Origin of the sequence: Bacteroides sp. MSSM.1001136sp1_RTP21357st2_D2_RTP21359_211015 (assembly GCF_040913205.1) — a bacterium.
Taxonomy (GTDB): domain Bacteria; phylum Bacteroidota; class Bacteroidia; order Bacteroidales; family Bacteroidaceae; genus Bacteroides; species Bacteroides ovatus.
This window is the reverse complement of the sequence record NZ_JBDFVF010000061.1, coordinates 1-13,409: the sequence shown is the minus strand read 5'-3', so window position 1 is coordinate 13,409 and position 13,409 is coordinate 1. Positions and strand designations below refer to the sequence as shown.

General features: G+C 47.7%; 13 protein-coding genes. 2 read left to right on the top strand and 11 right to left on the bottom strand.

The genetic code is table 11. From position 1 onward, the window contains the following. Positions 1-161 precede the first annotated feature (161 nt). A complete protein-coding gene (locus AB5217_RS24345) occupies positions 162-788 on the bottom strand; it encodes a Crp/Fnr family transcriptional regulator (RefSeq protein ID WP_368112812.1) in 627 nt (208 codons plus the stop codon). 938 nt (positions 789-1,726) lie between these two features. Between AB5217_RS24345 and AB5217_RS24340 the strand changes: the two genes are divergently transcribed. Both AB5217_RS24340 and AB5217_RS24335 read left to right on the top strand, forming a co-directional pair. Beyond that, positions 1,727-3,043, top strand: coding sequence for a DUF4099 domain-containing protein (locus AB5217_RS24340; RefSeq protein ID WP_122134149.1), 1,317 nt, complete (start codon positions 1,727-1,729; stop codon positions 3,041-3,043). 25 nt (positions 3,044-3,068) lie between these two features. Continuing rightward, positions 3,069-5,156 carry a type IA DNA topoisomerase gene (locus AB5217_RS24335; protein WP_118023846.1) on the top strand — a complete coding sequence of 696 codons (2,088 nt, stop codon included), beginning with the start codon at positions 3,069-3,071 and terminating at the stop codon, positions 5,154-5,156. Positions 5,157-5,253: 97 nt separating this feature from the next. Here the strand turns inward: AB5217_RS24335 and AB5217_RS24330 are convergent, their stop codons facing one another. The 10 genes from AB5217_RS24330 to AB5217_RS24285 all read right to left on the bottom strand — a co-directional run bounded on the left by AB5217_RS24330 (position 5,254) and on the right by AB5217_RS24285 (position 13,228). Beyond that, positions 5,254-5,772, bottom strand: a complete 519-nt coding sequence (locus AB5217_RS24330) for a dihydrofolate reductase family protein (RefSeq protein WP_118023845.1) — start codon at positions 5,770-5,772, stop codon at positions 5,254-5,256. 406 nt (positions 5,773-6,178) lie between these two features. Further along, positions 6,179-8,251 carry a bifunctional DNA primase/helicase gene (locus AB5217_RS24325; protein ID WP_118023844.1) on the bottom strand — a complete coding sequence of 691 codons (2,073 nt, stop codon included), beginning with the start codon at positions 8,249-8,251 and terminating at the stop codon, positions 6,179-6,181. Beyond that, positions 8,214-8,573, bottom strand: coding sequence for a helix-turn-helix domain-containing protein (locus tag AB5217_RS24320; protein ID WP_004309986.1), 360 nt, complete (start codon positions 8,571-8,573; stop codon positions 8,214-8,216). Before AB5217_RS24320 ends, AB5217_RS24325 begins: the two co-directional genes overlap by 38 nt. Positions 8,574-8,677: 104 nt before the next feature. After that, positions 8,678-9,580 carry an RteC domain-containing protein gene (locus AB5217_RS24315; RefSeq protein WP_118023843.1) on the bottom strand — a complete coding sequence of 301 codons (903 nt, stop codon included), beginning with the start codon at positions 9,578-9,580 and terminating at the stop codon, positions 8,678-8,680. A gap of 31 nt (positions 9,581-9,611) precedes the next feature. After that, positions 9,612-10,454, bottom strand: coding sequence for a helix-turn-helix domain-containing protein (locus tag AB5217_RS24310; protein WP_117945572.1), 843 nt, complete (start codon positions 10,452-10,454; stop codon positions 9,612-9,614). Positions 10,455-10,484: 30 nt separating this feature from the next. After that, on the bottom strand, positions 10,485-11,036 hold the full coding sequence (locus tag AB5217_RS24305; protein WP_117721671.1) for a hypothetical protein: 552 nt from the start codon (positions 11,034-11,036) through the stop codon (positions 10,485-10,487). Positions 11,037-11,046: 10 nt separating this feature from the next. Then, positions 11,047-11,244: a hypothetical protein gene (locus tag AB5217_RS24300; RefSeq protein ID WP_117721672.1), complete on the bottom strand. Its 198-nt coding sequence runs from the start codon at positions 11,242-11,244 to the stop codon at positions 11,047-11,049. A 264-nt stretch (positions 11,245-11,508) separates the two neighbouring features. Then, the gene (locus AB5217_RS24295) at positions 11,509-12,087 is read right to left on the bottom strand and encodes a hypothetical protein (RefSeq protein WP_117721674.1); all 579 of its coding nucleotides are present in this window, start codon (positions 12,085-12,087) and stop codon (positions 11,509-11,511) included. A 47-nt stretch (positions 12,088-12,134) separates the two neighbouring features. Continuing rightward, positions 12,135-12,557 carry a hypothetical protein gene (locus AB5217_RS24290; protein WP_004329681.1) on the bottom strand — a complete coding sequence of 141 codons (423 nt, stop codon included), beginning with the start codon at positions 12,555-12,557 and terminating at the stop codon, positions 12,135-12,137. An 80-nt stretch (positions 12,558-12,637) separates the two neighbouring features. Then, positions 12,638-13,228, bottom strand: coding sequence for a T6SS immunity protein Tdi1 domain-containing protein (locus AB5217_RS24285; protein ID WP_032535959.1), 591 nt, complete (start codon positions 13,226-13,228; stop codon positions 12,638-12,640). Positions 13,229-13,409 lie beyond the last annotated feature (181 nt).

The following is a 13,409-nucleotide window of genomic DNA, read 5'->3' as shown; positions in this document are numbered from 1 at the left end:
GTCTGTTTCTGCAAATATAAGCATTTTATCCGCTTATGCAACTTATAATCAGGGATTTAATTTATAGAAGTCCCCATAAGACAAAGATAAAAAGAAGAATTCTTTGGCAGATTAAGATACTCTTGGAATATTGTTATGAATGTAAATTTCTAAACCTATGTTTATTTTTTGTTGTCAAAACTTTGCTTGCGTCTGATTCGGCTCATGTGTATGGGTGTAATTTTAAGGTAGGATGCTATTTCTTTTAGTGATACCATTTGAAGGATTGCAGGGCATTTTTTTAAAAGTTGGAGGTAACGCTCTTCCGGTGTGAATCTGAATAAATCCAAATAACGTGAATATGATTGGAAAAACATCTGTTCGGCTGCAATACGGGCTATCCGTTGGTTTTCATTATTTTCCTTGAATTTTTGCTGTAAGAATGTAGAAGAACAGATGTAAATCTCGCACGGGATTATCGCCTGTATATTCAATTCTGATTTCATGCCATATAAGCAAGTGGGATAATCGGCTATAAATTCATTTGGAAAGGAAAAACCGACATTATACGGCTTGTTTTCTGTCCGGTTGGTGCAACTGTATTTGACTACGCCTGATAAGATAAACCCGAAGAAAGAACAGGTATCACCTTCATGGAGAATAAACTCATTCTTTTTATAATGTCGTAACTCTCCATGTTTCAGACACAACTCCTTGAAGAAGTCTATGTCTATGTTACTCATATATGAATTGAATTCGGCTATCATTTGTATATAAGAGAAATGTATAAAAAATATCTGAATTTCCATGTTTGGAGTTTAGTCTGTTTTTTGTCTATATATCCAAACCGTACTAAACTTTTTTCTGTTGACTGCAAGATATAAGTACTGGCGAAAAGAGTAAGAATAAAAGGTATTTCTTTTTGACAGTATTACTTTTAATAATTTGAGGAGGAAATAATACTCTAAGTAAAGGCTTATTCTACCGTCCGAGAGCTTATTTTGCTCCAGCTTGGGGTTTTCTTTCGTTTTATTTTCTAACATTGCCATTGTTTAGAGGTTTTATCTCGATTTAGGTGCCGTAACCGGGTAATTACACTAAATAGTTGATTTTCTTTTGTTTTCTGCGGATGCAAAGGTACAAAAGAAAATGATATTTCAAAGTGTACTGAATAACAGAAAATGGCAAAAATAGAGAAAAACAGAAAATATTCAAATGACTGATAATAAGAAAGATGAATTATTTTTATTCTATAATCTCCATGTCTTGTATCGGCATTGGGTGGTAAAGAAGCAATAGATAACATCCATATTCTAAAAACTATTCCCTACATAGAAATGTCACTCCAATCTATCGGGGATTTGAAACGAGTGCAATAACAGATTACTAACGAAGCGCGATGACGCTTAAACAGTGTTCCCCGCTAATCCATTAAAGGGTTCACATATGGTTCATACTCGAATGATTTTCTTTTGCAAAATATGCAAATTACTTGAGTTTTAGCTATTTCAAAAAACGACCAAAGGGTTCACAAAGGGTTCATCGAAAGAGAGTGAAATCATTCACTCTCTTTTTTTATGCCCTTTTCAATTCCGCAACCAATGGTTGCGGAATTTCATCCCACCCGGACAAATCGGGACACCGCAGGACAAATTCGGACAGCCCTTGCCGCCCGTCCAAATATAGCATATTTAGTCGCTACCTTTGGGCGGGACTATTCCCGTAACCACTAAAATTCCAATTATTTATGGCAAACAGAATGACCCCGCCCGCAGAGGGGCAGGAAAAAGACGTGCTGCTGGTCTTGGATAAACAGCAGGGAAAGGTGAGTGCCGTTAAGGGTATCAACAAGGAGGGCAATTTGCAGACCGTACCGCCGACACACGGTGGCGAGTTCATGCAGGTGGACAAGAACAGCGATGTGTTCAGCAACTTCATTTCCAACTTCTACCGCAAGTATCAGGACACTTCCGGGCTGGAACTGTTCAGCGTCAAGGCTTCCAAAGCGGAGCAGGACGCAAAGGCAATCGAGGAAAACCACCGCAACCCTACACCGGAGGGCGACAAGCGGGCTGAAATGCTTCGAGTTCCGAAGCCCGACTTCCACGAGTTCAAGCAGGGTTACCGCTTCGACCCGGCAAAAATCGACTGGGAGAACCTGAAAAAAGTCGGCATCACCGCCGACACCCTGAAAAACACGAAGGACTTCGACCGGGTGATGCGTGGCTACAAGTCCCGAAATACCTACACCGTTTCGGGGACGGTGGGCGGCTTCTACCTCAAACCTACCGATGTCAAGCTCTCTTTCTATCAGGCAAAGGACGGCACGGTAATACCCAAGCTGCACGGCGTGCAGCAGGACGAAAAGCTGTTGCAACGCCCGTTCCATGAACACGGGTTCACCAAGCAGGAACAGGGCAACTTGCAAGGCACTGGCAACTTGGGCGGCATCGCTGAAATCAAAGACCCGAAAAGCGGCGAGCAAATCCCCGTGTTTGTCAGCCGGGACAGGTACACGCACGAACTGGAATACATGCGGGCTGACAAATGGAAATGCCCCGATACAATCTGTAACGTGCAAGTCAGCCCGGAACAGAAAGCCGCCTTTGAAGCCGGGCAAGCGGTGAAAATGGAAAACCTGCAATTCAGGGACGGCACGAAGCGCAGTGCCTATTTGCAGGTCAGTGCGGTGGAGCGTGGCTTGGAGTTCCTGCCCCGTGCCGCCGTCCAGTTCTTGCAGCAGGGACAGCAGCCCGCAGAACAGCAGGTAGCCGGGATAAAGGACGGAAAGGGCGTTGAGTTCAACGGTCATGTGCAGCCCGGCGTACAGGGCAAATCCCCCGACAAGGTGCAGCCGAAAGACGTTACCCCCGCCGCCGAGAGCCGGACGCAGGTAGCGGTCAATTCGGGGGGCAAGACCAACGAAGCCACCAAGCAGGGCAAAGAGCCGCTGAAACAGGGTCAGGACAAGCCCACCGCCAAGCAGAAAGAGAAGCAGGACAAGGCGCAGGACAAGAGCCTGAAAGCGGACAAGCCCAAGAAGTCCAGAGGAATGAAAATGTAGTACCCACCTTAAAAAGTAAAGAATTATGATTGCATTGATAGCAGAGAAGCCCAGCGTGGCAAAGGACATCGCCCGCATCATCGGTGCGACCGGGCGTAATGACGGTTATCTTTCCGGCAACGGGTATATGGTGACATGGGCGTTCGGCCACTTAATCCAGCTTGCCATGCCGGAAGCCTACGGCGTGGCGAACTTCCGCCGGGAGAGCCTGCCCATACTGCCGCCCGATTTCCAGCTAATCCCCCGTCAGGTGAAAGCGGAGAAAGGCTACAAGGCAGACCCCGGCGTGCTGAAACAGTTGAAAGTGATAAAGGAAGTGTTCGACCAGTGCGACCGGATTATTGTCGCCACCGATGCCGGACGTGAGGGTGAGTTAATCTTCCGCTATATCTTCCATTACCTGAATTGTCGGAAACCATTTGTGCGCCTGTGGATAAGTAGCCTTACCGACAAGGCAATCCGTGAGGGGCTGGATAACTTGCAGCCGGGAGAGCGTTACGATAACCTCTATTTCTCTGCCAAGTCCCGCAGCGAAGCGGACTGGCTGATAGGGATAAACGCCACCCAAGCGTTGAGCGTTGCCGCCGGGCAGGGGGTGTTCTCGCTGGGCAGGGTACAGACACCCACGCTCGTGATGATATGCAGCCGCTATTTGGAGAACAAGAATTTCGTACCCGCCAAGTTTTGGCAACTCAAAGCGGCGACCGCCAGCGGGGGAATAAATTTTACCGCCCAATCGACCGCCAAGTGGGAACAGCAGCCCGAAGCCATAGCCGCCCTGCAACGGGTAAAGGATGCCGGGCAACTTGTGGTTAAATCCGTTGAGAGGAAAGAAGCCTGCCAAGAACCGCCGCTTTTGTACGACCTTACCACGCTGCAAAAGGAAGCGAACACGAAGCTGAACTTCTCGGCTGACAAGACGCTTTCCATAGCGCAAAGCCTGTATGAAAAGAAAGTGATGTCCTACCCGAGAACCGGAAGCCGCTATATATCGGAGGACGTTTTCGATGAAATGCCGGAGCGTGTCGCCCTGCTGGGGCAATACCCCCGCTTTGCCGGGTATGCCGCCGGGCTGGACGGCACACCCCTGAACCGCCGTAGCGTGAATGACGGCAAAGTGACCGACCACCACGCCTTAATCGTTACCGAGAACCTGCCCGGCGAACTCTCCAAAGACGAGCGGGCGGTTTACGAGCTGGTAGCCGGGCGTATGCTGGAAGCCTTTTCGGGCAAGTGCGTGAAAGACGTTACCACCGCCATATTGTCGGCTGGAGATACCGACTTCACGGTAAAAGGGGCTGTGATGAAAGTAGCAGGCTGGCGTGCCGTGTTCGGCGAGCAGGAAACGGGCGGGGACGAAGAAGCCGCCAGCCTGCCGCCACTTCAAGAGGGCGAAAGCCTGCCGATTTTCAACGTGGAACTGTTGGAGAAGCAGACCAAGCCGAAACCGCTGCACACGGAAAGCAGCCTGCTTGCGGCAATGGAAAACGCCGGAAAGGAACTGGAAGATGCCGAACTGAAAGCCAGCCTGAAAGATGCCGGGATAGGCACACCCGCCACCCGTGCGGCGATTATCGAAACGCTGTTCGCCCGCCAGTACATCGTGCGTGAGAAGAAGAACCTTGTGCCTACTGACAAGGGGCTTGCCGTTTACAAGATTGTCAAGGACAAGAAGATTGCCGATGTCGAAATGACGGGTATGTGGGAAACCGCCCTTTCCAAGATAGAAGCGGGCAGCATGGATGCCGATACGTTCCGAAAGGGTATCGAGGTGTACGCCGCCCAAATCACGGCGGAACTGCTTTCGGTACAATTATCTGTTGCGGGCGGTGAAACCTGCCCCTGCCCGAAATGCGGTAGCGGACGCATCCTGTTCTACCCGAAAGTGGCGAAGTGTTCCAACGTGGATTGCACGCTTACCATATTCCGCAACAAGTGCGACAAGCAGCTTTCCGACAAGCAGATTGTCGAGTTGGTGACGAAACGCAAGACCGGGCTAATCAAGGGCTTCAAGGGCAAGAACGGCAAGGCTTTCGATGCTTCGCTGTTGCTGGACGAGCAGTTCAATGTCGGTTTTTCATTCCCCGAAAAGAAAGCGAAACCGAAGAAATAGCCTATCTTTGCCACTGAAATTTCATTGTGATAGGTTTTACAACTTATAATAATTGAAATTTTAGTGGTTGCGCCCGGCGGGAACCGGGCGCATTTTTTTATACGCTCCCGCCAAACAGGTAGGTCGAACAGACCACCCCGTTATCCAGCACCCTGCTTTCCGAGAGTTTCCAATGTGAGCCGAATGTTTCCCCGATAAAGCCGATGCCTTTGCCCGCCATGACCGGGACGGTGTATATTGTCAGGCTGTCCAGCAACCCGGCTTTAATCAATGAAGTAAGCAGCTTACCACCGCCCACCACCAGTATGTCGGTTTCCTGTTTAAGTTCATAGACCCTTTGCAGCGGTTCTTCGGTCAGGAACTCCACGCCGCAGTCCGGCGTCACGTTGGTGTCGTAGTGTGACACCACAAAAGACCGCTTGCTTTTGTGCGGCCACCCGCCCCAGTGTTCAAAGATGTAGTTGTAGGTGTTCGCCCCCATAAGCAGGCAGCTTGCGGCGGCGTGTTCCCTTGCCGCCAGTTCCTTGACCTCACGGGGCATCCAGTCCAGTTCATAGTCCGGTGTGGCGGTATGCCCGTCCAGCGATACGGCGATGTGCGCTTTGATTTGTTCCATATTGTCAGGTATTAAAGTGATATAAATCCCTACTGTCTTTGCACGTTAGCCGCCACCTCAAAAAGAAAGCGTGGCATGACGCTGTTTCAAAGTAGAGGTACTGGCATACCCAAATGTGGAAACAGTGCAGCCACGCTATGACAAACGCATAGCATATCCTGCGCTGAATATCCCCACATTTTGAAAAGTGCCAGTTTTCTACTTTGGGACGTTCGGCGAACGTATATGTTATATATAAAGGCAATATTCCGGCAACCGCCGTCCAACTGCCGTTACTTTTTTCGTGTAACTTCTGCAAAGTTAAGCAAATACCCTGAATTTTCACGTGCAAACAGAAAAAATCCTGCCGTGTTTCACAACAGGGCAGGACACAAGCACATGAATTACACAAGTTTTATCCATACGTTTATGGACAACCTGTGTTCCATCGAAGATTATATGAACCGATGACAAAACAGCTTTGGTTCGCCGTGTCTTTGGTGATGATGTCCCTTTCCCGCATGAAGCGGATATAGCTCTTTGCGGTGCGTTCCTTGATGTCCAAGACCTGCTGCAACTGCTCGCAAAGGTCTATGTAGGTGATGCGTGTCTGCCGCCCGAAGATGTCACGTGCGACATTCACCAGTTCCCTTTCCTTGCGTTTCTCCTTTTCCTCACGGGGCTTCTCGCCCTTGTACACGTGCATCCCGGCTTCCTTGTCCCATGCAAAGAGCATCAGCGGCACGTCCAGCGGGCTTCCGTCCCTTACTTTCAGGGCTTTCACTACCGACTGGGCGGGTTCATCGTCTTTCTCTATCGAAAGGATTGTAGCCGCCTTGCGCTGCAACTCGCTGCCCAAATGTCCCCGCAGCTTCAAACCGTTGGGGACGAAATGCAGCACGCACAGAATACACGTGTTGTAGATGCCAGCCAGCCGATAAAGTTCATCTATCACCGCCACGCTTTCCGCTTCATCGTTGGCACTCTTAACAAGGTCGGCGATGCCGTCAATGACGACCAACTGGATGCCGCCGTACTGGTAGTAGAACTTATCCATGCTCTGCACAATGGCGTTCAAGCGTTCCTTGCGTGACATACCCGTCAGGCAGAACGCTTTCAGCTCATCGGGTTTGTCCGGCTGTTTAGCACGTGCCAGCAGGTTGCTTACATTCTTGAACAGTTGCACTTCCGACTGTTCGGTATCATAGAGCAAGACCGCCTTGTGCCTGCCGTTGGCGGTTATCTGTACGCCCAGTGTATCTACTTCCGCACCAGCCGGGCAGATGCAGCCCGCCACGATTGCGGCTACATAATTGCTCTTGCCCGTTCCCTCGCCCCCGGTGATGCCGAACAGGTTGCCTTGTGTTCCTAACGGAACGTCACCCGCCGAAATAATCTCTTGCGCTTTGGCGGGCGGGTTGTTGAAATCTATCTCGCATGATTTAAGCATAATCAATGTGTCGCTATACAGGTTGTCTAAAAATTCGATAAACAGTTTCAGGAAATCTTCACGGGTGTTCCCGGCTTTGAAGTAGTCGGATATGTCCTTTTCCTCTTTCGTTCCCGGAAGCGGGAGCAGCAGGCGTTTCACGCCAAATTCTTCCAATAGTTTTTCCTGCTTGCGTGAGCTTTCCCTGCCCGTCTTGTCCATGTCAAAGAGCAGGACGATGTGCTTGAAGCGGAACGTCAGCCGATAAACCAGCGTTGGCGGTATCGTCACCGTTTCACTGTTGAAGCAGATAGCGTGAAAACCATGCGCCGCCAGCGAAAGCACGTCTTTCTCGCCGCCCGTGATGAATAGCGTGTCGCCTTTGGCGGGCAGTTGCTCCAGCCCGAAACAGTAGTTTTCGCCGAAGCTGCCGCCATAGAGGAAGCGGGGCGTGGAGAACGGGCGGTACAGCTTGATGTACTGTTTGCCCTTGTAGCCGTACATGGGTTCTGCCACCGATGAAGTGTAGGTGTACGGTTTGCCCTCTGCCGTTTCGCTGTTGTATTCCCGGAGCGAGCAGACCTTGTAATGTTCCAGCAGTTCGGGCGTGATGCCGTACTGTTGCCAGTACACCAGTTCGGCAAGCGGAAATTTCTGTTCCCGGAACTGGTAGGGCTTGACGGGCTTTTCGGGCTTTTCTTCGGGTTTGTCCGGCTCTGCCCGGCGGACGGTTGCCGGGGGAACGGAAACCGGAGTGCCGGAAGCCAGCCCCAAGCCCAAATCCCGGTCGATGATTTCCAGTATCTCCACGAAGTCAGCCGCCCGGTTGCAGTCCAGCCCCTTTAACTGCCCCACGAGGAAGAAGCAGTCGCCGCTGTAACTGTCGTTGCCGAAGTCTTTCATCTTGTAGATACCGCCCCGGCGGTCGAAGTAGATGTTGCAGGAAGCCTTGCTGTCCTCGTACAGCGGGTTAAGGAAGTTGCGACCTATGCGCCAGTTTCCGGGCAGGTAGTGTTTGAATACCGCCAGCCCGTTACTTGTTCTTTCTAAGATTTCCTCTTTCCTTAGCATACAGTTGGTGGTTGGTTATCAGGTTGTCGATGTTCTCTTTGTTGCTCCTAATCAAACGTTCTTCCAGCATCCGGCGTATCTCGCTGACCTTGTAGAAATAACGTCCCCTGATGTTGGAATAGGCGATAGTCCCCGATACCCGCAGGCGTTGCAGGGTCTTTTCGCTTATTTTCAGGAACGTGCAGACCTCGTAGCTGTCCACCCACATATCTTCTTCACTTTGTTTTGCCTTTTCTACATGATTGAATATGTAATCGGCAATGGCAGTAATTTTGTTGTCCAGTTCCTTGTAGGCTTTGGACTCGAATGTTATTATTTCCATAATGGTAACTAATTGATTTGCCGCAAAGTTCGGGTGTCCTGAAAAATAAAACGCCACAGGCGAACCCACCTGTGGCGAAATAAATTTTGTTAAAGAACGGTTGCCTAATCCTGTTCCCTCATGCGCAGCAGCAACCTGTCTTTCAGGGTGGAGAGGAAGCCTGTGCGGTCTTTGGTCTTGGCTTTGAGTTCCATGTAGGTATGGTAGAAGTCGCCGAGGTCGATGTCGAAAACGTATTCAAAATAGGCTACAATCTCCTTAATATCAACCGTTCCCTTGTTCAGACAGCCGCAGGCGTCCAGTGCATAGACAAGCTCCACCAACGCCCTTTTCGTCCCCGTCCAGCGTAGCACCTTTCCTGTGAAGCCGTTCTTCACCCGCTTGCGCTGTTCCCGGCGTTCCAGTTCGTGCAGTCGGTTGGTGAGGTATATTTCCAGCAGTTCGTTGGCTAAAATCTTGGCTACCTTGAAGTCGTGACTGGTGCTGAACTGTGGGTCTGTTTCGTAATAGAAACTGTCCACAATGATTTGTATGTCAGGCTTCCCACGCATGAAATACTGCCTGTCCAAGTAGGTGGCTTTCGTGCGGTGGTACTGGTAGAACGCCAAGTTCCGCTGGAACGACTTTGAAATCCGGTCGGTTTCCGACAGCAGGTAGTCCCGCTGCACGTCCTCGCTGCCGCTGGGGAAGCGCACCTCTATCTTGTAAACGGTGTTGTAATAGATGATTTTGCTCGCTAAAAGCGGTTTCAGTTCCTTGAAGAAGTGTATTTCTTCTTCCGTGCTGGCGAACGGGTAGGAGATTATAAAGGTTTTGAGTTCGCCCAGTATCTCTTGCAGGTAGTCCACGCACAGGCGGCAGAGCGTCAGCGTGTCCGCTGCGGTGTCCTCGTATTCCTGTATCTGCCATTCCACTTTTTGAAGCAGTCCGGCGAAGTATGTTTCCAACGGTATCTTATGTTCCATAATCTTGTGCTTATCTTTTATGAAGCACAAAGTTACGGGCATAAAAAATCTGTTTTATTCTTGATTTTTCACATTACGTTCTTGTAACTGTGCATTTTCTTGTTTCCTGCGCTTTTCTGCGTATTTCTCCGGGGGTATCTAAAAGATACGCCTTGCAGAAGTCGTTCAGGTTCGATGTCGATGCGAACCCGGTGGTGAACGCCACTTCGGTAAGCGTGAGGTTTGTGTTCATCAGGTAGTGTTCCACGTCTTTTACCCGTTCCTTTATCACCCATTCCTTAGCCGTGTACCCGGTCATTTTCTTTACCTTTCGCCGGAACGAGCCGTATTCCATGCCGCATTTGTCCGCCAGTTGCTCGGCATCATAGACCATGTAGCCTTTCAGACGTACCATTTCGGTGAACGTCTGCCTGCCCAGTTCCGGCAGCATCCGTTCGGCGTGGCGCAGCTCCTTTTCCGTCACCAGCAGGCGGTTGTCCCTTACCGGGTTTCTCCGCAGCAGGTGGAAAGCGTGGCATACCGTGTTGTATACGTTGCATAGGTACTGCCGTCCCGGTCGCATCCAGTGGAGCGCATCGCAGTAGGCGGTCAGTTCGGGTATGTCGTCCCGCTTGCGGTGCTGTTCCGCCAGTTCGTCCAGTATGGCGTAATGTGTGGTGGACATACCCAGCAGAATGATGATTGCCTTGTAGTCCTTGTACGCCGCCAGTGTCGGCGTTTCCGGCAGGCTTTTGAGCGTGTCGCACACGTGGGCGCACAGCCGCCCGTCCTTGCTGAACGGTTCAAGTTCCAAGTAGTTGTCCATTTTCCGGCTGTTGTGCAGCAGCCATGTTACCTTTTCGTCCAGTTCCTTGCAGGACGCTTCCAACTCCGCTTCGGGAGTGGGAAGCAATAGTGGTGTAATCCGTTGTTCCATATCTGAATAAATTGATTTGTTTCCTGTACGTTACCCGGTAGCCCATAGCCAGACCTTTTGGATTAGCCGCCAAACCACGTGATAAAGGAACATGGCGGCAAGCATAAGAAAACCTGCCCGCAGGAAATATTCTTCAATGCGTTGCCAAACGCTCGTTTTTCGTTCGGGCATCAGTATGTCCGCCACTTCCTCAAAGGTCTTGCAGGCGAAAATCACTTGCCGGAACTCGTCTGCGCTGTTCCAGCATTCTTCCTTGAACCACCGTGTCTTGGGGTATCGTTCCGCTACCAGTTCTTGCAGTTTCCGTAACGGGAACGGTTCGGGGTTGTCCCCGTACTCGTATTCAATGGAAATCACACGTCCCTGCATCCTGATACAATATCCCAACATCCCTTGCCACTTCACTTTGTGCGCCCCCTTTTCAACATATTTCGTCCCGGTTGCATCCACAACAATGTAGTTCTTCCGCTTCTTCAACAACTTGGTATTGGTCGTTGTGTACAGTTCTTCCTTGCGAAACACGTATATCATGTTGCCTTTGGGGGCAAAGCTGAATATCGGGTATTTTAGTTGGGCTTTCATTGTTAATAGTCTATTGTTTTATAAAAGCAAAATAAAGCAGGGTAACACCTGCCACAACCCCGAAAAAGATACAACCTGTAATAATGAAAGCCCAATCGAGGTAATGGAAATCAAGTTCTTCAAAAGGAATGGCGGCTTTCTTTATATATCTGTTCCATACCCATATTAGAACTTTTCCAAATCTCTTTGCTGTGATAAGGCTACTCATATTGTTCTTTGGTTTTCAAGCCGGATAAGCAGAAAATAACCGCATACTATTATTAATACTCCAATTCCCAAGCCGATAACCCAAAACAACCAACCCGGATATTGGAATATCATATCCTTGTATTTGAATTTCTTCTTTTTAATCAGTCTGTACCAAAGCCAAACTGTAATTTTCCCAAGATTATAAAAGATAGTAGGCGAACTCATTGTTTATTTAATGGTTAGCAGGGAACGACTTGCCGTTATCCTGCGTTGTTAGCTGTATCTATTTTAGAAAATCCAAATCAAAATAATATTGATTGTCATTCTTCGGATTTATGTAAATCGTTGTCATTTCATAGTGTTGCAATAGTATTTCCAATGAAACTTTTTCCTTCAAGATTACATCACTGCGAAATGTTTTTGTCTTTCCATTGTATTTGGTTGTGTACGTTACGGTGTATATTGTAGTGGACACGATTTGTTCACTATGATAAATGTCAGGGAATAAATAGCCACTGACACCATTCCAAAATTGGATTTCCCATGTATGGAATATCCGAAAGATAGGCTCTTGCATCCTTGATTTCTTGGTATTCCATTTCTGTGTAGTGACTTTACATTGGTTTAAATCAACAAATAATTGTATTCCATACCTTTTTATTTGTTTTGTAGCCTGTTTTACTCTATATTTATAAATAGTATCACCAATAAGTCCGGAATTTAACCAAACAACCAATAAGATAGCTCCTGATATTCCAATAGCATACCATTTTGCAGCAAAGCAAATGCCCACACCGAATACATAAATCCAAATAAAAATAAATCCAAGTATTCTCAATATTTTATTCTCATAGATTTTCATGTCATATAATTACATCTAATGGTTTGGAAAGGAACACCATTCAGGGGTTATCTTTCCTTGTTACCAATGAATTTACTTTTATATATAGCGTACTCTACTGTGTAAGTAGCCAGCTTCACGCCCAAGAACATACCTACAAGCAATATATATGCTACTAAGCAATATTGATTATACAAGAGGTCTTTTAAGAATACAGGTATCAATAAGGCTATGATTGTAGCGTTCTGAAACCACTTCTGTACTTTCAATAAGAGGTTAATGTATAAATGATTTCCTATGTAATTGAACCCCCATTTATAATTATGCTGTTTCAGATAAGATAGTGAAAACCACAATCCTACAAGTGAAGCAATAAGGGCTACTCGCCACCATGCTCCCATGTATGGGAACATACCTTTTAAGAATGTCAGCAAAACAATACCTATTATGCTACATTCATATACTATTCTTACTTTTGTTACATCATTCATATATGTACGCTATTTGTTGGTAATGGTTAGCAGGGAACGGCTCGTCCGTTATCCTGCGTTGTTATCAACCAGTTCTATACTCAATATTTATCTGCAACTTCAAATTCACCGATTGTTTGTGTGCAGATGTCAATGTACGGAATAGTCTTGACTATCTTGATGTTTTCAATGTCCTCACTTCCTCCCATAGCCAACAGTAGGGAATACCCGAAACATTCGTCATTGTCGGGAGTTCCGAGTTTCTCTTGTATTACAGGATAATTTTCTAAGTCAAACCAACCTTTCAAGAAACTTTGATTTACCATTACCTTATTAAAAATTGCACGAAGATTGGCAGGAAGTATTAAATATGTTCCGTATCTGACATTCAGATAAACAACGTAATTATTCAGTCTTGGGTTCTTTACATAGGCAAAGACATCGCCGAAAGCCGTACACATGAATGGCAGAAACGATTTGTCATCTTCCTTCTCATAACAGGAGTTTATCACATCTTGGTAATCGGACGGATTGATAAGCTTAAACAGCCCATTACAATAACTGCCCAGCCCGACTTCCTGCCATAAAGTATTCAGTTCGGGGTAGGACAAATCGGCGTATTTGGCAATAAAAGTATCATCTACTGCCTGCCTCTTATTATTGAGGCTCTTTTCTAAAAATTCTTCGTACATATTTATGCGCTTTATGGTTGATAATGGCTTGGCGGGGAACGGCGTTAGTCCGTTATCCCGGCTTGTTATGAACTTACTTTACCCCTTGTGCCTTTTATAATTTGCATAGCGAGCATTTAGAGTGTCCCGCCATTCTTGGCTTGGGCAAGAGTTTATTAACTGAATATACTTATTCTCATCA